Below are 21,682 nucleotides of genomic sequence, written 5' to 3'. Positions count from 1 at the left end.
AATGTGCAGGACCGGTACAGGTTTACGCAGGGATACAGCACTTCCGTTGCTGGGCTCCGGGCAGGCCGCTTCCGTATTTGAGATTGACGACCGGCGGAGGATGCCGGCCGCAGACGACATTCCGGCCTGTGACGGCATCTGCTCGCCCGGCCGCATCCGTGAAAGTGACCGACATGACGACAGCTCCCGGCCTCAAGGATTATCTGGCGACACGCCGCTCCATTCCCGCCTTCCAGATGTGCGAGCCCGGTCCCGGCCAGGCCGAAATGGAGGAAATGCTGACGCTCGCATCACGCGTGCCAGACCATGGCAAGCTCGCGCCGTGGCGCTTCATCGTCTATCGCGGCGAAGAGCGCGGCCGCATCAGCGCGCAGCTTGCCCGTCTGGCGCTGGAGGCAAAGCCCGACCTGTCCGAGGAAATGATCAAGGTCGAGAACACGCGATTGACCCGCGCCCCCGTGGTCATTGCCGTCGTCAGCACGGCGGCGCCGCATTTCAAAGTGCCGGAATGGGAGCAGATCATGTCGGCCGGTGCCGTATGCCTCAACCTGCTGATGGCCGCCAATGCGCTCGGCTATTGCTCGAACTGGCTGAGCGAATGGTTTGCGTTCGACCAGCGGGCCTATCCGGTTCTCGGCATTCGTGACGGTGAAAAGGTCGCGGGCTTCATTCATATCGGTTCGCCGCAGGTGCCGCCGACGGAGCGCCCGCGTCCGGCCCTGTCCGACATCGTCACCTGGGTCGGCAACGACGCGTGAGGCCTGGCCGATGTTCTACACCACCGACACCAATGCCCACGGCCTGCCGCACGATCCTTTCAAGGCCATCGTCTCGCCGCGTCCGATCGGCTGGATCGGCACGCGATCGAAGGACGGCAGCCTCAACCTCGCGCCGTATTCCTTCTTCAACGCCATTAGCGATGTGCCGAAGATGGTCATGTTCTCGTCATCGGGATGGAAGGACAGCGTCCGCAATATCGAGGAGACCGGCGTCTTCACGGCAAGCTTCGTCAGCCGCGATCTGGTCGATCCGATGAACCGCTCCTCGGCACCGCTGCCGCACGGAGAGAGCGAATTCGATGCGGCCGGACTGACGCCGGTGGATGGCACCCTTGTCGAGGCGCCCTTCGTGGGCGAAGCCTATGCCGCGCTCGAATGCCGGATGACGGAGATGTTCCGGCCGACGACCTTGTCCGGAGAGCCTGCCGAAAACCATGTCGTCATCGGCGAGGTGGTCGGCATCCACATCCGCGCGGACGCCCTGCGCGACGGGCGCTTCGACATGGCCAAGGTGCGACCGGTCGGCCGCCTCGGCTACATGGACTATGCCGATGCTGGAGATGTCTTCGAACTGATTCGGCCCCAGCGCTGAGCGCCTTTGCCCCGTCTCGTCAGTTCCGGCGCTCGGCTTGTCCGAACGCCACCCAATGGGCAGGGGTCCCGACCACCACATCCCGAAAACCCTGCTGAACGGCGGCATCCCGCAGGCGTTTCAGCGCATAGCCATCCGTTTCACCGGAGGGCAGGGACCAGAAGCAGGGCACGCCGACATCGGCGGCCTGAAGCGTCATTGTGCCGCGCGCCAGCAGGATCGCCGGCGACAGCGACCGTGCCGTCTCCGGCGACAGGCCGATCGCGGCGGCCAGCGCGTCTTCGTCCAGGACGATGGCAATCAGGCGGGGCGACCCGCCCGCAAGACGATCCGCGCCGAGAAAGGATGCGGATGCCGCGCCGAAGACGGCGACGATCGACAGGCTGCCGGCGGCGCGCCCCGTTTCCGCTTCGATGACCCCGAGGGCGACGTCGGCCGCCTGAAGATCGGCGCGTCCGCGGCATCCCGTCAGCAAAATCCCGGACGGTTGCACGCGATCGAACAGCGCCGCGCAGCCGTCCGTTTCGAGGTGATCGAGATCGAGCGACAGGAGCAGACGCTGCGGTCGCGCAGCGCAAACCTCGGCTTGCCAGCGATGGACGAGGGCAAAGCAGGGGCCCGGCATCGCCTCTGTCGCATCGAGAAACACGATCGGCCCGGTTTCATGAGCGTTAATCGACATGGTGAACCAATCTTAAACGTTTCCCGCTTACCATCATGGCATCAGCATCTGACCGTTTTGCGTAGTGGGGCGTCGGTGATCATACAAGCATTTCTTCGCTGGGTCGAAACCGCCAAGGCGACGGACCGCGCCCGCGCCGCAAGCGCACTCGCACGCGCGTATTGCGCCAAGGACGGCGACAGGATCGACCGGCACGCGGCCGACATGGCCATGACCTTTCTGCTGGATGATCCGTCGCCAAAGGTTCGACTGGCCCTGGCCGAAGCTCTCGCCGCGGCGCCGGAAGCGCCCCGCTCGATCATCCTGTCGCTGGCCCAAGACCAGCCGGAAATCGCCTTTGCCGTCGCCACCCGCTCGCCCGTCCTTTCGGATGACGACCTGATCGACCTTGCGGCGCGGGGAACAGCGGAACTGCGCGCCTTCATCGCCTCCCGCAGGCTGGTGTCGCGTGGGGTGGCCGCTGCCATCGGCGAGGTCGGCGGCGTGCCTGAGGTCATGATCCTCCTTGAAAACACGGCAGCCGACCTGTCCCGCCGAACCTTGAAGCGCCTCGCCGATCGTCTGGGCGATGTGTGCAGCATCCGCAACCTGCTTTTGGAACGCGAAGACCTGCCCGCCGATGCCCGCCAGGTGCTGGTCGAGCAGGTTGGCGCCGCGCTCAACGGCACGGCCTTTCTCCAGGCCGTCATCGGTGCAGAACGCCTTCAGCGGGTCGCGCGACAGGCTTGCGAGACGGCCGCCATCGACATGGCGGGCATGGTTGAAGATGCCGACATCAGGGGTCTTGTGGAGGAACTCCGGGTCACGGGGCGCCTGACACCGGCCTTGCTCGTCAACGCGCTTTGCCACGGACGCATCGATTTTTTCGCAACCGCCATCGAAGACCTGACCCGTGTCGGCGGAAAGCGGGTCCGCTCCATCCTATCGGACGGTCGGACGCAAGCGCTCCAGGCTTTGTTCGAAAAGGGGGGGCTCGGCCGCGACGTCAGCACGCTCTTCGCCGAGGCCATCCTGATCTGGCGCCGGGAGCGTCGGCAGGGCAGCCATATTCCGGCAGCCTCCATTGCCTCCGTCCTCGTCCAGCGCCTTCGCCACACGGCAGACAGTTCCGGTCTTTCGGAATGCGTCGAGAAACTCGCGATTGCCGAACAGCGGCGCTTCGCTCGCGACTATGCGAACGTCGCTGCGCGACAGGCGGCCTGAAGCCGACAGGCGTTCGCAGTCGGGCCGATTGATACACGCCTCACCGCGCGATGCGCGTCGCAACCCAGGAATAGCCATCGCCGATGTAATGAACGGGAACGGAGATGGCATGGCGGATCTTCTGGCCATCCGGCAGCACACCGCGGATCATCGCATAGGCCCGCTCGGGCAAAGGCTTGCGTGCGGCGGCCTCGCCATTGGCCGCGGGTGGTGCCGGCGGTGTTTCGGCCGTGGTCACGGCCGGTAACGTCGAAGGGGCGGGCGTGACCGGCGGCGTTGCCGGCGGAGCGACGATGTCGCTTTCGGCCGCGGCGGCGATCGGCGCGTCCACCGTCTTCTCGCACATGGCGACGATCACGGGATAGCTGGCATTCGTGTAGGCCGGCAGTTTCTTCTGGGACTGGTCGTCACAGGCAGCGACCGTCTCCCAGGACCCTTTCACGGTATCGACATAGTGGCACTGACTGACGCTATCGTCGCATCCGAGGATCGTCATTACGACGAGGGCTGCACTGACCATGATCTGTCTCATCTCCTGTATTCAAGAAGACGGTAAACAGACCTTGGCTCGAAATTGTGGCGTGCTTCTCCAAAACGCGGCTCGTCGCGCTCGTTCGCTGCCTCCGTCGCCCCTTTGCCGCGGCACGGCTGAATCCTCGCGGGAATCGGTGTAGGAACACACATCTCCTTCGATGCGTGCCCTTTGATCCGCCGATTCTTTTTCTCAGGATATCCCGCCAAGTGACCGTCAATATTCGACAAGAAGCCCCTCGCCAGCCGGAGGTCATCGAGCTCCTCCACCAGTCGGATGCCTACGCACAGTCGCTTTATCCGGCGGAAAGCAATCATCTGGTCGATCTGGAAACGTTGGAAAAACCCGAGGTCTCTTTTCTCGTCGCGCGGCACGACGGCGTCGTCGTCGGATGTTGCGCGCTGGTGGCGGCCGGTGACGGGAGCGGCGAGATCAAGCGGATGTTCGTCGATCCCAAGGCGCGCGGCATGCGGGCAGGGCGGGCGCTCCTGGACGCGATCGAGCAGACGGCCCGGGACACCGGCCTGACGACCGTCCGGCTGGAAACCGGAATTTACCAACCGGAAGCCATCAGCCTGTATCGCAAGGCCGGCTATCGCGATATCGAGCCGTTCGGGAGCTACATGCCCGATCCGCTCAGCCTCTTCATGGAGAAGAGCGTCGTCTGACGCACCTTTCCGCTGTCTCGATCAATCCCCGGCTGCGGCGAAGCCCACGGCCAGACATCGTCAGATGTCGAGGTTCTCGGCGAAGACGGCGCGCTCCTGGATGAACCGGAAGCGGGCTTCTGGCTTGGTGCCCATGAGATTGTCGACGGCGTCGCGCGTTCCCTCGAAATCGATCTCGTCGATCGAGACCTTGAGAAGCGTCCGCTTCGACGGGTCCATCGTCGTTTCCTTCAACTGGGCTGGCATCATTTCGCCGAGGCCCTTGAAGCGTCCGATCTCGACCTTGCCGCGTCCGGTGAATTCTTTCTCCATCAATTCGACCCGGTGCAGATCGTCGCGGGCGTAAAGTGTCTTCGCGCCCTGCGTCATCCGGTAGAGCGGCGGCACAGCAAGATAGAGATGACCGCCACGAATGAGCTCCGGCATCTCCTGATAGAAGAAGGTGATCAGCAGCGAGGCGATATGCGCGCCATCGACATCGGCATCGGTCATGACGATGACCCTGTCGTAGCGAAGGTCTTCCTGCCGATATTTCGACCGCGTCCCGCAGCCGAGCGCCTGGACGAGATCCGAGATCTGCTGGTTCGCCCCCAGCTTCTCGCGGCCGGCACTGGCGACGTTCAGGATCTTGCCGCGCAGCGGCAGGATCGCCTGGTTGGAACGGTTGCGCGCCTGCTTGGCCGAGCCGCCGGCCGAATCGCCCTCGACGATGAAGAGTTCGGCGCCCAGGGCGGAGTTTTGCGAGCAGTCTGCAAGCTTGCCCGGCAGGCGCAGCTTGCGCACCGCGCTCTTGCGTGTGACTTCCTTTTCCTTGCGGCGCCGGACGCGCTCATCGGCGCGCTCGATCACCCATTCGAGCAGCTTGGCCGCTTCCTGTGGATTGCCGGCGAGGAAATGATCGAAGGGATCGCGGATCGCGTTCTCGACGATGCGCTGCGCCTCGACGGTGGCGAGCTTGTCCTTCGTCTGGCCGACGAATTCCGGCTCGCGGATGAAGACGGAGAGCATGCCGGCCGCCGAAATCATCACGTCGTCGGTGGTGACGATCGCCGCGCGCTTGTTCTGCGTCAGGTCGGCATAGGCCTTGAGACCCTTGGTCAGGGCGATGCGCAGGCCCGCTTCGTGCGTGCCGCCCTCGGGTGTGGGAATCGTATTGCAATAGGAGTGCACGACCGAGTCGCCGCCATACCAGGTGACGGCCCATTCCAGCGCGCCATGGCCACCCGTCTTCTCGGTCTTGCCGGCGAAGATCTCGCGCGTCACCGTGAACTCGGAGCCCATGGTCGCCTTGAGATAATCCTTCAGGCCGCCGGGAAAGTGGAAGACCGCCTTGTCAGGCGTCTCCGTGCCCTCGACCAGCGACGGATCGCAGGACCAGCGAATTTCGACGCCGCCGAAGAGATAGGCCTTCGAGCGTGCCATGCGGAAGAGGCGCGCCGGCTCGAACTTGGCGTGCGGCCCGAAAATCTCGGGATCCGGATGAAAGCGGACGCGCGTCCCGCGTCGGTTCTGCACGTCGCCCAATTCATCGAGACCACCCTGGGGGATGCCCCGCGAAAAGCGCTGGCGATAGAGGCGCCTGTTCCGCGCAACCTCGACCTCCAGCACGTCGGAGAGTGCATTGACGACGGAAACGCCGACGCCGTGGAGACCGCCGGAGGTCTCGTAGACCTTGCTGTCGAACTTGCCGCCGGCATGGAGCACGGTCATGATCACTTCGAGGGTCGACTTGCCCGGAAATTTCGGGTGGTTCTCCACTGGGATTCCGCGACCATTGTCGGTCACGGCGAGACATCCCTCGGCATCGAGATGGACGTCGATGAAATTGGCATGTCCGGCCACGGCTTCGTCCATCGAATTGTCGATGACTTCCGCGAACAGATGATGCAGCGCCTTTTCGTCCGTGCCGCCGATATACATGCCGGGCCGGCGACGAACCGGCTCGAGCCCCTCGAGCACCTCGATGGCCGACGCATTGTAGTCGCCCGTATCCGTCTTCAGCTGCGAAGCCGGCGTTCCCGGAGCCCGCGTCGCCCTAGGTTCGTCCGCCTTGGGCGCGATACCGGCTTTATCGTCGCCGCCTTTGGCGGCCGGCGTCTTCAGATCCTGCGTCTTCGGCTCGGGCGGCTTCGTTTCCGAAGGCTTCCGAGGAGCGGGCGCTGCGTTCGCGAAAAGGTCGTTGCTGTCCGTCATCTGGTGCGTCAAACGTCTTTCGATGTGTCGGCTGATCCTGTAGGGCGGGGCGCCGGCTGTCGATCCCGGCCCACCTCTTCATACAGAGGCCGGGGGTGCGGCGAAAGAGCCAAGAGCGCCGAAGAGATCAAAAAGGGAACAAAACATGGCCCGATCCACACTTTCTTTTAAACGCCTTGCCGTTTTAAAGGCGGTTGGTCTGGTGGCCGCCTTTGTCCTCGCCCATGGCTGCGCCCGCGCCGATACATTGCGACCGTTCAAGGACGAACTTTTCGCCTATGGGCGCGTGCTCGAGTCCCGCGACGGTGGCGACTGGCTGACGGTCGACTATGACGAGATGCGGGACATCAATGGCCGTGACGAGGTCCCCGAGCGCCGGGTCAAGCGCCCCTATGTCGCGCTCGGCGTCAAGCGTTTCCAGGAAAACGAGACGATCGATATCGGCGGGCGCGGGCTCGACGTGTTCAGGGTCGGGACGCCGGAGAAGGCAGCCTTCACGGTGATTTTCATTCACGGTCGCGGCGGGGATCGGCGGCTCGGCGCGAACGACTATTCCTTCGGGGGCAATTTCAACCGGCTGAAGAACCTCGCGGTGGAGAACGGCGGCGTCTACTATGCGCCGAGCGCCCGGTCCTTCGACACGGATGGTGCGGCCGATATTGCCGGCCTAATCGATGGTGTCGCGCGCCGCTCCCCCGGCCGGCCGGTCATCCTGTCCTGCGCGTCCATGGGCAGCTTCCTCTGCTGGGGCGTCTCCCGCAACGCGACCGCCGTCAAGCAGCTTTCCGGCATGATGGTCATGGGCGGCGCAACCGATCCGGATTTCACCAAAAGTGCGGCCTTCGCCCGCAAGCTGCCGATGTTCTTCAGCCATGGCAGCGCTGACAAGACGTACAGGGCGGACGACCAGGCGGCGCTCTACACGCGCTTGAAGAAAGGCGGCTACCCCACCCGCTTCGTCCTGTTTCAAACGGGAACGCACGGCACGCCGGTCCGGATGACCGACTGGCGGGACGCCATCAACTGGATCCTCTCGCGATAGATACAACCTGAGCGATTTTCTCTTCATTAACCACCGATTGAAGTCTCGCCTTCGTGCGGCCTGCCGTTCGTTTTTCTGAAAGCACCGCATGACATCTTCCCGGCACTGAGAACACGGGAGTGCGATGATGGATGCGCGAACCGACACACGGCTTGTTCCGCTTTGCGTCGATCTGGACGGGACGCTCGTCGCGGCGGACACGCTGTGGGAAGGCGTCGCCGTTTTGCTGTTCCGCAATCCGCTGATGGTGTTCGCGCTCCTTCGTTGGGCACTGCGCGGCAAGGCGCATCTGAAACATGAGGTCGCCGTACGATCCGGGCGCACCGGTGCCGATTGGCCCTATCGCCCGGAGGTGATCGCGCGGCTGCGGCAGGAGCGGGAGACCGGTCGCGACGTCGTGCTCGTCACCGGGGCCGCGGAGCGGGTGGCGCTCGATGTCGCGGCCCATACCGGCGTCTTCACCGAAGTCCTGCATTCCTCCCGCACCCACAACCTGACGCGCCATCGCAAGTGCCGGGAACTGGTCGCGCGCTACGGCGATGCGGGGTTCGACTACATGGGCAACAGCCGCGATGACGTCCCGGTGTTCGACGCCGCGCGCAAAGCCATCGTCGTCGCGCCGGACCGCGCAGCCGAAGCCTGGCGCCGCCGCCACGATGCAGAGCATCTGGAGACCGGTACGAGCGGGCTCAAAGACACGCTGAAATCCATACGCGTCCATCAATGGGCAAAGAATATCCTGATCGCCGTGCCGATGGCGCTCGATCACGACATCCTCGATCGGGCGGCCTTGATCAACACGGTCATCGCCTTCTTCGCCTTCAGCTTTCTCGCATCGGCCGTCTATGTCATCAACGATATCTCCGACCTGACGAACGACCGCCGCCATCCGAAAAAGCGTTTCCGCCCGCTTGCAAGCGGCCGCATGTCCCTGCCGACCGGTCTGGCGCTGGCGGCGAGCCTCCTTCTGGCAGCAGCCGCACTGACGCTGCGAATGCCCGGCGAGTTCGTCGTCACGCTCGGAATATATCTCGCGATAACCACGGCTTACACATTCTTTCTCAAGCGAAAACTTCTCGTCGATGTCTTCACGCTGGCGGGTCTCTACACCATCCGGATCATCGCCGGCGCGACGGCGACCGAAACGGTGCTGTCCTTCTGGCTTCTTGCCTTTTCGATCTTCTTCTTCCTCAGCCTCGCTTTGGTGAAACGCTATGTGGAGCTGGACGAGCATGGCGGCGAGGCCCGCGCCCAGGTTCCGGGACGCGGCTATATGCAGGTCGATTTCGAGATGGTCGGGCAGGCGGGCATATCCTCCGCCTTCGCATCCGCGCTGGTTCTGGCGCTCTACATCCACAGCGTCGAGATGCAGCAGATGTACAGCATGCCGGCCGCGCTCTGGCCGCTCTGCCCGATGGTCCTCTACATGCTGCTGCGCATCTGGATGCTCGCCCGGCGCGGCAGTCTGCACGAGGATCCCGTCGTCTTCATCATGCGCGACTGGCGCAGCATCGCCACCATGGCTGCGGGCGGGGTGCTCGTGATGATCGGGGCGGTCGGCATCTGATGAGGGACACGACGAAAACACGCGAGGCTCCGACGTTCGACTGCTGGGGTCGTCTCGACACGCGGCCGCGCCGCGCCATCAGCCCGGATACCTTCGAGGACGGTATCCACACGGCAGCGCTTGAGGGATACCTCCCGTTCGGCAACGGCCGTTCCTATGGCGACAGCTGCCACAATGATGCAGGTCTGCTGATCGACAACCGCAGACGCGGCCGCATCCACGGCTTCGATCCGGGCACCGGTCTTCTGTCGGCCGAGGCCGGGGTCTCTCTCTCGGCGGTTCTCGCCCGCGCCGTGCCGCACCGTTTCTTCCTGCCGGTGACCCCCGGCACCGCCCATGTCACCCTCGGCGGTGCTGTCGCCAACGATGTGCACGGCAAGAATCACCATGCGCGCGGCACCTTCGGAAGCCACATCCGCCGGCTGACGCTGCTGCGGTCGGATGGTGGCGTTCTCACCTGTTCCGAGACCGAAAACCCGGACATGTTCCGCGCCACCATCGGCGGCTTGGGCCTGACGGGCCTCATCCTCGATATCGACCTGCAGATGATGAAGGTCCCGTCCGCCCATATCCAGCAGCACACGATCCGCTTCGACAGCCTCGATGCCTATTTCGGGATGATCGACCGTGTCGATGCCGAGCATGAATATTCCGTCGCCTGGATCGACCAGCTCGCGACCGGGCGCAAGGCCGGCCGGGGCATCCTCCTTGCCGGCGATCATGCCGATGCCTCCTGCGATTTTCCCGATCTGCCGGGCGGACGCACGCTCGGGATTCCAGCGACCCCGCCCGTCAGTCTTCTCAACCGCTTGACGCTGAAGGCGTTCAATGCGGCCTATCTGCGCAAGGCGAAGCCGGGGGAAACCGTCGAGACGGTCAAATGGTCCGGCTATTTCTACCCGCTCGACGCCATCCGGAACTGGAACCGTCTCTACGGCCCCAAGGGTCTCTACCAGCACCAGAGCGTCTATCCGGCCGATGTTGCGCCCGCGGTGACGGCAAAGCTGATGGAGACCGCGCGGGCGGCGGGGCACGGCTCCTTTCTGACCGTTCTCAAACGTTTCGGCGATCAGCCTTCGCGCGGCCTGCTGTCCTTTGCGCGCCCCGGCTTCACGCTCACGCTCGATTTCGCCAATCAGGGCGAGGGCACGCGGAAGCTCCTCGATGCGCTCGATCGGATCGTCCTGTCCGCCGGGGGCGCGGTCAATCCGTACAAGGATGCCCGCATGAGCCCGCAGACCTTTGCCGCCTCTTTTCCGGGGTGGAGAAAGCTCGAGGCGATGCGCGATCCCGCCATGATGTCCGATTTCTGGCGGCGCACCGCCATGGCGCTTTGACGGGGCGGATAAAGACAATTTTATGAAAAGAAATCAGCAAGTTTCACGGAATGGTGGATTCTCTTGCGTAAGATGGACTGGACCGAGATGCGGGACTGGACCGGGAGCCCGAAAGGGATGACGATATGAAATATCTGGCGTTCATTCTTTTTACCGTGCTGACCAATGCGGCGGCGCAGTTGATGCTGAAGCAGGGCATGCTCAGCCTTGGCCCACTGACGTTTACGCCCGACACAGCGATTGCCCGGTTCTTCCAGATCCTGTTCAACCCCTGGGTCTTTGCCGGTCTCGCCACCTTCGCCATCTCCATGGTGTCGCATCTCTACGTGCTGTCGAAGGTCGAGCTTTCCTTCGCCTATCCCTTCCTCAGCCTTGCCTATGTTGCCGTGGCGGTCTTTGCCTATTTCATTTTCCGCGAGGATCTGAACGCCTGGCGCATCGCTGGCATCGGTTTCATCTGCGTGGGAACGGTCCTCATCGCCCAGTCCGGCCGCTCGACGCCCGAGACCATCGCGGCGACGGATACCCCCGCTGCAAAATCCATCCACATTGGGAGCCCGACATGAAACACATCATTTTCGGAGGCGACGGCTTTGTCGGTCGCCATCTTGCCGAGCGCCTCGTCAACGAAGGCGAGCAGGTCCTGATCGCCGACATCGTCAAGTCGGACCTGCCGCACTACGCCCAGGGCCGCGTCCGTTTCGTCTCCTGCGACGTCACGGATCTGGAACAGGTCACGAAGGTCGATATCGGCCCCGACGACATGGTCTACAACATGGCGGCCAAGATGCTGTCGCCGCTGCAGGTGCGGTCCAAGCGCTGGAAGTTCTTCTGGCCGGTCAACTATTACGGCGCCGAGAACATCATGAAGGCGATGGAGGCCTCCGGCGCCAATCGCCTCGTCCAGTTCACGACGGACATGATCTACGGCCATACCGTTCGATCGCCGCAGGCGGAAGATCATCCGGTGAAGCCGCTCGGCGAATATGGCAAGTCGAAATGGGCGACCGAGCAACTCTGCCAGGTCTACCGCGAAAAAGGCATGCGGATCTCGATCTTCCGCCCGCGCCTCATCATCGGCCCGGGCCGTCTCGGCATCCTCGAAAAGCTGTTCAAGCTGATCGACGCCAACCTGCCGGTGCCGATGATCGGCTCGGGCAAGGCGCCCTACCAGTTCATCTCCGTGTTCGACTGCGCCGAGGCCGCGCGTCTCGCCTGGAAGGGCGGCGTGCCGAACGAAGCCTATAATCTCGGCTCCGACAATCCCCCGTCCGTGCGCCAGCTCCTGGGTGGCCTCATCCAGCATGCCGGTTCGAAATCGATCCTGATCCCGACGCCGGGCTTTGCCGTCAAGGCGACGCTGGCCGCCTTCGATGCGATCAACCTGCCGATCATGGATCCGGAGCAGTATCTGATCGCCGACGAGATGTGCGTTCGCGAAACCGGCAAGCTGAAACAGGAACTCGGCTGGAAGGCCCAGTTCAACGACGGCGCCATGCTGATTGCCGCCTATGACGAATATCGCGCCAAGAAATCCACGGGCACCGTCGGCACGCCTGCCGCCCTGCCGGCCGAATAAGAGGGACCGTTCAACATGCTCGATACGCCCGCCCGCGTCCTGATCGACGCGCCCGCCATCGAAGGCCCGCAGCCCGTCCGCACGCGGGTCGGAAAGCCCGATCTTCTGACGGTCGAGGACGCCAAGGCCCTGACCGTTCCGGAAATGACCACCCTGTTCAAGGATCACGTCAATCCGGGCCAGCTCCACTTCATGAAGCTGCTCGGTTTTCACAAGGTGAAGATCGAGAGCGCCGAGGGCATGTACTATACCGACCAGAACGGGCGGAAGATCCTCGATTTCTTCGGCGGTTTCGGATCGCTCGCCTTCGGTCACAACCATCCGCGCCTGCTGGAGGCGCGCAAGCGCTTCCAGGACGAAAACCGCCACGAGATCGCCATCGCCTTCATGTCGCAATATGCGGCGGCTTTTGCGAAGAACCTCGCGACCATTTCGCCCGGCGATCTCGACATGGTGTTCCTCGGCTCGTCCGGCTCCGAGGTGATGGAAGCCGCCGTCAAGCTCGCCGAGCGCGCGGCCGGCCCGAAGCGGCCGAAGGTCGTCTATGCCGAAAATTCCTTCCACGGCAAGACGAAGGGCGTGCTGAACATCACCGACGGCGCACTCTACCGGGCCGACTTCTCGGTCTCCGGCAATACCGTCCGGGTGCCTTTCGGCAATATCGAGGCGATCGAGAGCGCTTTCCGAAGCGATCCCCAGATCGGAGCGATCGTGCTCGAAACCATTCAGGGCGGCGGCGGCATCATCCGGGCGCCCGATGGCTTCTGGAAGGAGCTACGTGCGCTCTGCGATCGCTATGGCGTCGTCTGGGTCGCGGATGAGGTCCAGTGCGGCTACGGCCGTTCCGGACGCTTCTTCGCCTTCGAGCACGAGAATGTCGTGCCGGATATCACGGCGCTTGCCAAGTCGCTCGGCGGCGGCAAGGCGGCCGTTGGCGCCATGATCGCCCGGCGCGAGATCTACATGAAGGCCTATGGAACGCCGAAGACGGCGATGATCCACGCGATGGCCACCTTCGGCGGCATGGGCGAGGCCTGCGTCACCGCGATCGAAGCCTTGAACATCATGTACGACGAGGCGCTGATCGACAACGCGGCGGAGCAGGGGGCCTACCTGCTCGCCCGTCTCGACGCCCTGCGCGAAAAATACCCGAAGATCATCAAGGAGGTTCGCGGGCAGGGCCTCATGGTTGGGCTCGAGTTCCAGGATTTCAGCCAGACGATGCCGCTGGTCCTGCGCCCGGTCATCGGCATGCTCGACGACAAGCTCAAGGGCTCGCTCTCCGGCTTCATCGGCGCGCTGCTCTTGCGGGATTACGACACGCTCGTCGCCTTTACTGAGTATAATCGCAACGTCATCCGGCTCGAGCCGCCGCTGATCTGCGAACGCAAGCATGTCGACCAGTTCGTCGACGCGCTCGACGACCTCCTCGGCCGCGGCATCATCCGCATCGTCAAGGATTTCGTCGGCAGCCAGATGGGCTGAGGCGGGACGCTCGACCCGACTCCCGTTTTCTGCCCGGCGCCGCGTCGGGCAGAGGCTTTTTCAAGCCGCGCGTGATGAACGCTTTCCACGACCGGAGGGATTTGCTACGGCCGATCCATCGTCGGAAAACGGGAGAAAGCCGAATGACACCTGATGTGCGTCCGCTTGTTGCGGGGAACTGGAAGATGAACGGGCTCCGCGCCTCTCTCGACCAGATCAAGGCAATGGCAGAAGGGGTCAAGGGCCCGCTGTCGGAGAAGGTCGAGGTGCTCATCTGCCCGCCGGCAACGCTTCTCTACGTGGCAACGGCGCTTTGCGACGACAGCCCGCTCGCCATCGGTGCGCAGGATTGCCACGTCGCCGTTTCCGGCGCCCATACGGGCGATATCTCCGCGGAAATGGTCGCCGACTGTTTCGGCACCCATGTCATCGTCGGACACTCCGAGCGCCGGACCGACCACGCCGAGACCGACGCGATCGTGCGGGCAAAGACGGAAGCGGCCCTGGCCGCCGGTCTCACAGCCATCGTCTGCATCGGCGAGACGGGTGACGAGCGCAAGGCCGGACAAACGCTCAACATTTTGAAGCGGCAGCTCGACGGCTCGCTGCCGGACGGCATCACGGCGCAGAACACCGTGATCGCCTACGAACCGGTCTGGGCGATCGGCACCGGCCTGACGCCGACTGTGACCGACATCGAGGAGGCGCATGCCTTCATGCGCAAGGAACTCACGGCCCGCTTCGGCGACGAGGGTGCGGCCTTACGGATTCTCTATGGCGGCTCGGTCAAGCCGGCCAATGCGGTCGAGTTGATGGGCATCGCCAACGTCGATGGCGCCCTGATCGGCGGCGCAAGCTTGAAGGCGCAGGACTTCCTCGCCATCTACGGCGCATACGAGCAGCTGCTCGGCTGAATCATCGGGCTTGGAATAGCGGGCTGCTTGGTATATTGAGCCCGCGAAACCGAAATTCGCTGCGAGGACGCGGCCGGGAACACGCGGCCTTTCCGTGCCCGGCTTTTCGTGAAGATTTGCGGCAAAAGAGACGTCAAGTGCGGGTGACGAACGGCGACACGGCCGGGGTCCGGCGCGCTTCAAGCCAGGACTGGACGAAATGCAGGAAGTATTGCTTGTCATCTATCTCATGGTCGTACTGGCGCTGATCGGCGTCGTGCTGATCCAGCGCTCGGAAGGCGGCGGTCTCGGCGTCGGCGGCGGCTCCGGCTTCATGTCCGCACGCGGCACGGCGAACGCGCTGACGCGCACGACGGCGATCCTCGCAACGCTCTTCTTCGTCCTCGCGCTCGCCATGAGCATCTACGCCCGCTACCAGCCGAATGCGACGGACGTCCTCGATCGCATCCCCGGCACGACCAACAATGGGAACGGCGTTCTCGATTCGCTCGGCGGCACGACGACCACGCCTGCGACCCCCGCACCGGCGACCCCGGCACCGGCACCGGCTGCACAGAGCAACGGCGTTCCGACCGGTGGCGATGCGCCGGCGAGTGCCGCGCCGGCCACCTCCGCTCCGGCAACAACGGCTCCGGCCGCAACGACGCCCGCAGCGCCCGCTCCCTCGAACACGATGGCGCCTTCCAACACGATGGCGCCTTCTAACACGATGGCTCCGGCGAATACGATGGCACCAGCCGCCACGACGACCCCGGCCGCGCCGGCGCCGACGACGGACGCACCTGCTGCCGCACCGGCCACGCCGCCTGCATCGACAGGCACCGGCGCACCGACCGCGCAGTAAGCAGAGCGCATCTCAATCCGACCGGCGGAACCTGTTTTCCGCCGGTTTTCTTTTGTGCGTCATCGACGCCGCCCCCTCGAAATCTGGGGAGTGCGGCATTTTTCGATGGCGGAATCAGTCTCGAAAAGGTATCCGGTCAAGCCCATGGCGCGATATGTATTCATCACCGGCGGCGTGGTTTCGTCCCTTGGAAAAGGGATTGCCGCAGCCGCTCTCGGCGCGTTGCTGCAGGCCCGTGGTTATCGGGTGCGGCTTCGCAAACTCGACCCCTACCTGAACGTCGATCCAGGCACCATGAGCCCGACGCAGCACGGCGAGGTGTTCGTCACCGACGACGGCGCTGAAACCGACCTCGATCTCGGTCACTACGAGCGCTTCACCGGCCGCTCGGCCACCAAGACCGACAACATCACCACAGGTCGCATCTACAAGAACATCATCGACAAGGAACGCCGCGGCGATTACCTCGGCGCGACGGTTCAGGTCATTCCGCACGTTACGAACGAGATCAAGAATTTCGTCACCGAGGGCAACGAGGAATACGACTTCGTCATCTGCGAGATCGGCGGCACGGTCGGCGACATCGAGGCCATGCCGTTCATGGAAGCGATCCGCCAGCTGAAGAACGACCTGCCGCGCGGTGCCGCCATCTACGTCCACCTGACGCTGATGCCCTATATCTCGGCTGCGGGCGAGCTGAAGACCAAGCCGACGCAGCATTCCGTCAAGGAACTGCAGGCTCTCGGCATCCACCCCGACATCCTGCTGGTGCGCGCCGACCGCGAAATCCCGGAAGCCGAGCGCCGCAAGCTCTCGCTGTTTTGCAACGTTCGCCCGTCCGCCGTCATCCAGGCGCTTGATGTGGCCAGCATCTACGACGTGCCGATCGCCTATCACAAGGAAGGCCTCGATTCGGAAGTGCTTGCTGCCTTCGGCATCGAACCTGCGCCGAAGCCGCGTCTCGACAGCTGGGAAAACGTCTACGACCGGATCCGCACGCCGGAAGGCGAGGTCACGATCGCCATCGTCGGCAAATATACCGGCCTCAAGGACGCCTATAAATCGCTGATCGAAGCCCTGTATCACGGCGGGATCGCCAATCGGGTGAAGGTCAAGCTCGAATGGATCGAGTCGGAGGTCTTCGAAAAGGAAGACCCGGCGCCCTACCTCGAGAAGGTCAACGGCATTCTCGTGCCCGGCGGCTTCGGTGAGCGCGGGTCCGAAGGCAAGATCCTGGCCGCCCGTTTCGCGCGTGAACGCAAGGTGCCCTATTTCGGCATCTGCTTCGGCATGCAGATGGCTGTGGTCGAAGCGGCGCGAAACCTGGCCGGCATCGAAAAGGCATCCTCGACCGAATTCGGCCCGACGGCCGAGCCGGTCGTCGGTCTGATGACCGAGTGGATCAAGGGCAACGAACTTCAGAAGCGCACGGCTTCCGGCGACCTCGGCGGCACCATGCGCCTCGGCGCCTACAAGGCCTCGCTGAAGAAGGGCACGAAGATCGCCGACATCTACGGCTCCGGCGATATCTCCGAGCGCCATCGTCACCGCTACGAGGTCAATATCGACTACAAGGATCGCCTCGAAAACTGCGGCCTCGTCTTCTCGGGCATGTCGCCAGACGGCGTCCTTCCGGAAACGATCGAGTATCCGGATCATCCGTGGTTCATCGGCGTCCAGTATCACCCGGAGCTGAAGTCCCGGCCGCTCGACCCCCATCCGCTCTTCGCCAGCTTCATCGAAGCCGCGGTCGAGCAGACACGGCTCGTCTGAGCCGCGCCGTGCCGAGCGGGGAGGTCGCCGACGCCGTCATCACCATCCGGCCCGCAGGGGCCGGAGACGAAGCGGGCATCATCGAACTGATCGTGCCCATCCAGTCGGGCGAGTTCGGCTTTTCAATCACGGCGGCCGACCAGCCCGACCTCGGCGATATCGACGGCTTCTATCGACAGGGGCCCGGCGAATTCTGGGTGGCGGACGATGGCGGCCGGATCGTCGGCACGATCGCGCTGAAAGATCTCGGCGACGGGCAGGGCGCTCTGCGCAAGATGTTCGTCGCCGCCAGCCATCGCGGCGCGACGCATGGCATCGCGCAGCAGCTCCTCGATACGCTGTTGTCGCATGCGACGGCAAAGGGCTTCTCCGCCGTTCTGCTCGGAACGACCGATCGGTTTCTCGCCGCGCATCGCTTCTACGAAAAGAACGGCTTCGAGCTGATCGATGCCGGCGACCTGTCGGCCGCCTTCCCGCGAATGGCGCTCGACACGCGGTTCTATCGGCGCACGGTCTGACCTCTCGATCGCCCGATCGATCGATCAAAACCTTCTTTTAACATTTACCTGCCATTCATTTCTTTCGAACGTGGATCGAGAGCGATGCGTGTATTGATGATCGTCGCCCTGATGGCGCTTGCCGGCTGTGCAACGGCGCCGAAGAACACCCGGAATGCCTGCGCGATCTTCGAGCAGCGCGACGGGTGGTTCAACAATTGGCAACGCGCCGCACGGCACGCCGAGAACCAGTATGGCGTGCCTGTCCCCATTCTGATGGCGACGATCTACACGGAATCCAACTTTCAGCCCTATGCCAAACCCCCGCGCACGAAGCTCCTCGGCTTCATTCCGTGGAAGCGGGTGTCCAGCGCGTACGGCTATTCGCAGGCGCTCGACGGAACGTGGAACGAATACCGCGCCTCGACGGGACGCTGGATGGCCAAGCGAACGAATTTCGCCGACGCGATCCATTTCGTGGGCTGGTACCACGCCCGCAACCACCGCAAGAACGGCATCGCGCTCAACGACGCCTATAACCTCTATCTCGCCTACTACTCCGGCGATGCCGGCTACGCCCGCGGCTCCTGGCGCGGCAATGCGGGCCTGCAGGCGACGGCCCGTCGCTCGGCCGCTCTCGCATCGTCCTATGCCGGTCAACTCAGGAACTGCGACTGAACCAGGCCCGCAGGGTTCGATCGTCCAAACCAACTCCAGCCTTGAATTGTCGGCCCGAAGATGCCAAGCACCCGGGAACGCCTGCTCCGTGCCGGCGTGACGAGGAGAAGCGGACGATGAGAGACGACCGACCGGCGATCGCAGGCCATGTCCGCCGCCATCTCGATCATCTCGTTCTGCCGGTCGTCGATCTGACGACGGCCCGCACGCGCCTCTCAAGCCTCGGCTTCACCGTTGCCGGGGATGCGCCGCACCCCTTCGGCACCGAGAATGCCTGCGTCTTCCTCGCCGACAAGACCTATCTCGAACCGCTGGCCGTCGCCCAGCGCGAAGATTGCGAAGCGGCTGCCCTGCAAGGGAACGCTTTCGTTGCGCGCGACCAGGCCTATCGCTTTCGCCGGGGACAGGATGGCTTCTCCGCGCTTGTCTTCTCCACCGATGATGCTGTTGCCGACCATGCGCGGTTTCAGACCAATGGTCTTTCCGGCGGTGATATCCTTGAGTTCTCGCGGCCGATGACGCGGCCGGATGGCGGGGAGGCGATCGGGCAGTTCCGGCTGGCGTTCGCCAGCGATCTGCGTGCCCCGGACCTGTTCTGCTTCACCTGCCAGCGTGTCCAGCCGCTGCCTGCCGACCGCTCTGCTCTTGAAACCCATGAGAATGGCGTGACGGGCATCAGGAAGGTCATCCTGTCCGAGCCCAATCCGACCGACTTCCAGTATTTTCTGCAGCAGGTGGTGGACGAGCGCGAAACGGAGGCGCATTCCTTCGGCATGGACATCCAAGCCGAAAACGCCCAGATCTCCGTTCTGAACGACGCGGGAATGCGGGCTTTCCTCGGTGTCGAGAAAGCGTCTGCGGAGCGGGGACTGCGCGCCCGCGCGCTCGTCTTTACCGTTGCCGATATCGCCGCGACGCAAGCCATTTTCGCCGCAAACCACATCGACCACGTCAAGCGTGGCGACAGCCTGCTCGTGCCTCCGGCGCCCGGACAGGGCGCTATCTTCGTCTTTGGAGAATGACCATGAAAACCAATGCATCCGTCGTCGTCGGCGAAGGCGCCCGCGCCGTGACCTTCTCGCAAGGGTCGAAACTGTCTCTGATTGCCGGCCCCTGCCAGATGGAGAGCCGCGACCACGCCTTCATGATCGCCGGCCGCATGGTCGAACTCTGCGACAAGCTCGGCCTCGGCCTCGTCTACAAGTCGTCCTTCGACAAGGCCAACCGCACGTCGCTGTCCGGCAAGCGCGGCATCGGTCTTGAAAAGGCGATGGAGGTCTTCGCCGACCTCAAGACGGAATACGGTTTCCCGGTTCTGACCGATATCCATACCGAGGAGCACTGCGCGCTGGTCGCTCCGACCGTCGACATTCTGCAGATCCCGGCTTTCCTCTGCCGACAGACGGACCTGCTGGTCGCCGCCGCCAAGACCGGCCGGACCATCAACGTCAAGAAGGGCCAGTTCCTGGCGCCGTGGGACATGAAGAACGTGCTCGCCAAGTTCACCGACAGCGGCAACCCGAATGTTCTCCTCTGCGAGCGCGGCGCCTCCTTCGGCTACAACACGCTGGTCTCCGACATGCGCTCGCTGCCGATCATGGCGGGCCTCGGCGCGCCCGTTGTGTTCGATGCCACCCATTCGGTCCAGCAGCCGGGCGGGCAGGGCACGTCCTCCGGCGGTCAGCGCGAATTTGTCGAGACGCTGGCGCGCGCCGCCGTCGCGGTCGGTGTCGCCGGCGTCTTCATCGAGACCCATGAGGATCCGGACAACGCCCCGTCGGACGGTCCGAACACGGTCAGCCTCGACGACATGCCGCGTCTGCTCGAAACGCTGCTTGCCTTCGATTCCATCGCCAAGCGCTGAGGCGCTGCCATTGTAATTTCATGGCCGTCGATTAAGACAGGCCATCCGCCCCCCACCCAAAGACAGGGAAGAGACCATGACAACCATCATCGACATCATCGGCCGCGAAATTCTGGACAGCCGTGGCAATCCGACGGTCGAAGTCGACGTGCATCTCGAAGACGGCAGCTTCGGCCGTGCCGCGGTTCCCTCCGGCGCATCGACGGGTGCCCATGAGGCGGTCGAACTGCGCGACGGTGGCTCGCGCTATCTCGGAAAGGGCGTCGAACGCGCCGTCGAGTTCGTCAACGGCGAAATCTACGAAGCCATCGGCGGCCTCGATGCCGAGAACCAGATCCAGATCGACCAGGTCATGATCGAGCTCGATGGCACCGAGAACAAGTCGCGCCTCGGCGCCAACGCCATTCTCGGTGTCTCCCTGGCCGTCGCCAAGGCCGCTGCCGAATCGGCCGGCCTGCCGCTCTATCGCTACATCGGCGGCCCGAACGCCCATTACCTGCCGGTCCCCATGATGAACATCATCAATGGCGGTGCCCATGCCGACAACCCGATCGACTTCCAGGAGTTCATGATCGTTCCCGTTGGCGCCGACTCCATCCGCGACGCCGTTCGCATGGGCTCGGAAGTGTTCCACACGCTGAAGAAGCAGCTGTCGGCCGATGGCCACAACACCAATGTCGGCGATGAAGGCGGCTTCGCGCCAGGTCTCGCATCGGCTCCGGCCGCGCTCGACTTCATCATGAGCTCGATCGAAAAAGCCGGCTACAAGCCGGGCGAGGACATGTTCATCGCGCTCGACTGCGCCTCGACCGAGTTCTTCAAGGACGGCAAGTACCACCTGGAAGGCGAAGGCCGCGTGCTGGAGCCGGAAGCCATGGCGGATTACCTCGCGGAACTCGCCGCCAAGTACCCGATCTTCTCGATCGAGGACGGCATGGGCGAAGACGACTGGAACGGCTGGAAGTATCTGACCGACAAGATCGGCTCCAAGGTCCAGCTCGTCGGCGACGATCTTTTCGTCACCAACTCCAAGCGCCTGCGCGACGGTATCAAGATGGGCGTTGCCAACTCGATCCTCGTCAAGGTCAACCAGATCGGCTCGCTGTCGGAAACCCTCGACGCGGTGGAAACCGCGCACAAGGCCCGCTACTCCGCCGTCATGTCGCACCGTTCGGGCGAGACCGAAGACAGCACGATCGCCGATCTCGCCGTCGCCACCAACTGCGGCCAGATCAAGACCGGCTCGCTCGCCCGATCCGACCGGACGGCGAAGTACAACCAGCTGATCCGCATCGAAGAGCAGCTCGGCCCGCAGGCGCAGTACATGGGTCGCTCCATCCTGCGCGGCTGATTTCCCGACGTCGTCGTCTCGAGCCCGGGCTTCCGCAAGGAGGCCCGGGCTTTTTCGTTTTCAGGTCGCCTCGGCCCAATGTTCGGTATGGTCAACGCTCGA

Annotated in this window: 21 protein-coding genes; 18 read left to right on the top strand and 3 right to left on the bottom strand. The window is 63.8% G+C overall.

Features of this window, described 5'->3' with window-relative positions:
• Nucleotides 1-173: 173 nt before the first annotated feature.
• Nucleotides 174-758 (top strand): nitroreductase, encoded by a 585-nt coding sequence (locus ASG39_RS19030; RefSeq protein ID WP_062596538.1) that lies wholly within the window; start codon nt 174-176, stop codon nt 756-758.
• 10 nt (nt 759-768) lie between these two features.
• Nucleotides 769-1,371 (top strand): flavin reductase family protein, encoded by a 603-nt coding sequence (locus ASG39_RS19025; protein WP_062596537.1) that lies wholly within the window; start codon nt 769-771, stop codon nt 1,369-1,371.
• Nucleotides 1,372-1,390: 19 nt separating this feature from the next.
• On the opposite strand, the gene ASG39_RS19020 is transcribed toward ASG39_RS19025, so the two are convergent.
• Nucleotides 1,391-2,053, bottom strand: coding sequence for a hypothetical protein (locus tag ASG39_RS19020; RefSeq protein WP_062596536.1), 663 nt, complete (start codon nt 2,051-2,053; stop codon nt 1,391-1,393).
• A gap of 75 nt (nt 2,054-2,128) precedes the next feature.
• On the opposite strand from ASG39_RS19020, the gene ASG39_RS19015 reads away from it, so the two are divergent.
• The gene (locus tag ASG39_RS19015) at nt 2,129-3,256 is read left to right on the top strand and encodes a DUF2336 domain-containing protein (protein WP_062596535.1); all 1,128 of its coding nucleotides are present in this window, start codon (nt 2,129-2,131) and stop codon (nt 3,254-3,256) included.
• Nucleotides 3,257-3,296: 40 nt separating this feature from the next.
• Here ASG39_RS19015 and ASG39_RS19010 read toward each other — a convergent pair whose 3' ends face one another.
• Nucleotides 3,297-3,776, bottom strand: coding sequence for a hypothetical protein (locus ASG39_RS19010; protein WP_062596534.1), 480 nt, complete (start codon nt 3,774-3,776; stop codon nt 3,297-3,299).
• Between the two features lie 221 nt (nt 3,777-3,997).
• Between ASG39_RS19010 and ASG39_RS19005 the strand changes: the two genes are divergently transcribed.
• Entirely contained in the window at nt 3,998-4,456 is a 459-nt protein-coding gene (locus ASG39_RS19005; RefSeq protein WP_062596533.1) for a GNAT family N-acetyltransferase, read from the top strand.
• Between the two features lie 60 nt (nt 4,457-4,516).
• Here ASG39_RS19005 and parE read toward each other — a convergent pair whose 3' ends face one another.
• Nucleotides 4,517-6,649 carry a DNA topoisomerase IV subunit B gene (gene parE / locus ASG39_RS19000; RefSeq protein WP_062596730.1) on the bottom strand — a complete coding sequence of 711 codons (2,133 nt, stop codon included), beginning with the start codon at nt 6,647-6,649 and terminating at the stop codon, nt 4,517-4,519.
• A gap of 145 nt (nt 6,650-6,794) precedes the next feature.
• Between parE and ASG39_RS18995 the strand changes: the two genes are divergently transcribed.
• From ASG39_RS18995 to eno, 14 genes are all read left to right on the top strand, one after another.
• The gene (locus ASG39_RS18995) at nt 6,795-7,691 is read left to right on the top strand and encodes a phospholipase (RefSeq protein ID WP_062596532.1); all 897 of its coding nucleotides are present in this window, start codon (nt 6,795-6,797) and stop codon (nt 7,689-7,691) included.
• A gap of 124 nt (nt 7,692-7,815) precedes the next feature.
• Complete coding sequence (locus ASG39_RS18990; RefSeq protein WP_347360167.1) at nt 7,816-9,258, top strand: UbiA family prenyltransferase; 1,443 nt, start codon at nt 7,816-7,818, stop codon at nt 9,256-9,258.
• Nucleotides 9,258-10,595, top strand: coding sequence for an FAD-binding oxidoreductase (locus ASG39_RS18985; protein WP_062596531.1), 1,338 nt, complete (start codon nt 9,258-9,260; stop codon nt 10,593-10,595). Before ASG39_RS18990 ends, ASG39_RS18985 begins: the two co-directional genes overlap by 1 nt.
• Before the next feature lie 125 nt (nt 10,596-10,720).
• Entirely contained in the window at nt 10,721-11,161 is a 441-nt protein-coding gene (locus tag ASG39_RS18980) for an EamA family transporter (RefSeq protein WP_062596530.1), read from the top strand.
• Complete coding sequence (locus ASG39_RS18975; RefSeq protein ID WP_062596529.1) at nt 11,158-12,174, top strand: NAD(P)-dependent oxidoreductase; 1,017 nt, start codon at nt 11,158-11,160, stop codon at nt 12,172-12,174. The genes ASG39_RS18980 and ASG39_RS18975 overlap by 4 nt, the downstream gene beginning before the upstream one ends.
• A 15-nt stretch (nt 12,175-12,189) precedes the next feature.
• Nucleotides 12,190-13,659 (top strand): aspartate aminotransferase family protein, encoded by a 1,470-nt coding sequence (locus tag ASG39_RS18970; RefSeq protein ID WP_062596528.1) that lies wholly within the window; start codon nt 12,190-12,192, stop codon nt 13,657-13,659.
• Nucleotides 13,660-13,802: 143 nt separating this feature from the next.
• Entirely contained in the window at nt 13,803-14,573 is a 771-nt protein-coding gene (gene tpiA, locus ASG39_RS18965) for a triose-phosphate isomerase (protein WP_062596527.1), read from the top strand.
• Nucleotides 14,574-14,772: 199 nt separating this feature from the next.
• Nucleotides 14,773-15,417: a preprotein translocase subunit SecG gene (gene secG, locus ASG39_RS18960; RefSeq protein ID WP_062596526.1), complete on the top strand. Its 645-nt coding sequence runs from the start codon at nt 14,773-14,775 to the stop codon at nt 15,415-15,417.
• A gap of 105 nt (nt 15,418-15,522) precedes the next feature.
• Complete coding sequence (locus ASG39_RS18955; RefSeq protein WP_082477365.1) at nt 15,523-17,190, top strand: CTP synthase; 1,668 nt, start codon at nt 15,523-15,525, stop codon at nt 17,188-17,190.
• Between the two features lie 38 nt (nt 17,191-17,228).
• Complete coding sequence (locus ASG39_RS18950) at nt 17,229-17,708, top strand: GNAT family N-acetyltransferase (RefSeq protein WP_062596728.1); 480 nt, start codon at nt 17,229-17,231, stop codon at nt 17,706-17,708.
• Nucleotides 17,709-17,792: 84 nt separating this feature from the next.
• Nucleotides 17,793-18,365 carry a transglycosylase SLT domain-containing protein gene (locus ASG39_RS18945; RefSeq protein WP_062596524.1) on the top strand — a complete coding sequence of 191 codons (573 nt, stop codon included), beginning with the start codon at nt 17,793-17,795 and terminating at the stop codon, nt 18,363-18,365.
• Between the two features lie 116 nt (nt 18,366-18,481).
• Nucleotides 18,482-19,387, top strand: coding sequence for a VOC family protein (locus ASG39_RS18940; RefSeq protein ID WP_062596523.1), 906 nt, complete (start codon nt 18,482-18,484; stop codon nt 19,385-19,387).
• A gap of 2 nt (nt 19,388-19,389) precedes the next feature.
• Complete coding sequence (gene kdsA, locus ASG39_RS18935; RefSeq protein WP_062596522.1) at nt 19,390-20,229, top strand: 3-deoxy-8-phosphooctulonate synthase; 840 nt, start codon at nt 19,390-19,392, stop codon at nt 20,227-20,229.
• A gap of 76 nt (nt 20,230-20,305) precedes the next feature.
• Complete coding sequence (gene eno / locus ASG39_RS18930) at nt 20,306-21,580, top strand: phosphopyruvate hydratase (protein ID WP_062596521.1); 1,275 nt, start codon at nt 20,306-20,308, stop codon at nt 21,578-21,580.
• Nucleotides 21,581-21,682 lie beyond the last annotated feature (102 nt).

The sequence above is a fragment of the Rhizobium sp. Leaf371 genome (assembly GCF_001424045.1).
In the GTDB taxonomy this organism is placed as follows: domain Bacteria; phylum Pseudomonadota; class Alphaproteobacteria; order Rhizobiales; family Rhizobiaceae; genus Ferranicluibacter.
Note: the sequence above shows the minus strand (reverse complement) of the source record. Positions and strands in the feature narration are given on the sequence as shown.

Coding starts and splice junctions, on each gene's coding strand:
- ASG39_RS19025 (WP_062596537.1), top strand. CDS start 769: ATGTTCTACACCACCGACACCAATGCCCACGGCCTGCCGCACGATCCT.
- ASG39_RS18970 (WP_062596528.1), top strand. CDS start 12,190: ATGCTCGATACGCCCGCCCGCGTCCTGATCGACGCGCCCGCCATCGAA.
- ASG39_RS18990 (WP_347360167.1), top strand. CDS start 7,816: ATGATGGATGCGCGAACCGACACACGGCTTGTTCCGCTTTGCGTCGAT.
- ASG39_RS18945 (WP_062596524.1), top strand. CDS start 17,793: ATGCGTGTATTGATGATCGTCGCCCTGATGGCGCTTGCCGGCTGTGCA.
- kdsA (WP_062596522.1), top strand. CDS start 19,390: ATGAAAACCAATGCATCCGTCGTCGTCGGCGAAGGCGCCCGCGCCGTG.
- ASG39_RS18955 (WP_082477365.1), top strand. CDS start 15,523: ATGGCGGAATCAGTCTCGAAAAGGTATCCGGTCAAGCCCATGGCGCGA.
- ASG39_RS18995 (WP_062596532.1), top strand. CDS start 6,795: ATGGCCCGATCCACACTTTCTTTTAAACGCCTTGCCGTTTTAAAGGCG.
- eno (WP_062596521.1), top strand. CDS start 20,306: ATGACAACCATCATCGACATCATCGGCCGCGAAATTCTGGACAGCCGT.
- ASG39_RS18975 (WP_062596529.1), top strand. CDS start 11,158: ATGAAACACATCATTTTCGGAGGCGACGGCTTTGTCGGTCGCCATCTT.
- secG (WP_062596526.1), top strand. CDS start 14,773: ATGCAGGAAGTATTGCTTGTCATCTATCTCATGGTCGTACTGGCGCTG.
- ASG39_RS18985 (WP_062596531.1), top strand. CDS start 9,258: ATGAGGGACACGACGAAAACACGCGAGGCTCCGACGTTCGACTGCTGG.
- ASG39_RS19020 (WP_062596536.1), bottom strand. CDS start 2,053: ATGTCGATTAACGCTCATGAAACCGGGCCGATCGTGTTTCTCGATGCG.
- ASG39_RS19030 (WP_062596538.1), top strand. CDS start 174: ATGACGACAGCTCCCGGCCTCAAGGATTATCTGGCGACACGCCGCTCC.
- parE (WP_062596730.1), bottom strand. CDS start 6,649: ATGACGGACAGCAACGACCTTTTCGCGAACGCAGCGCCCGCTCCTCGG.
- ASG39_RS18980 (WP_062596530.1), top strand. CDS start 10,721: ATGAAATATCTGGCGTTCATTCTTTTTACCGTGCTGACCAATGCGGCG.
- tpiA (WP_062596527.1), top strand. CDS start 13,803: ATGACACCTGATGTGCGTCCGCTTGTTGCGGGGAACTGGAAGATGAAC.
- ASG39_RS19010 (WP_062596534.1), bottom strand. CDS start 3,776: ATGGTCAGTGCAGCCCTCGTCGTAATGACGATCCTCGGATGCGACGAT.
- ASG39_RS18940 (WP_062596523.1), top strand. CDS start 18,482: ATGAGAGACGACCGACCGGCGATCGCAGGCCATGTCCGCCGCCATCTC.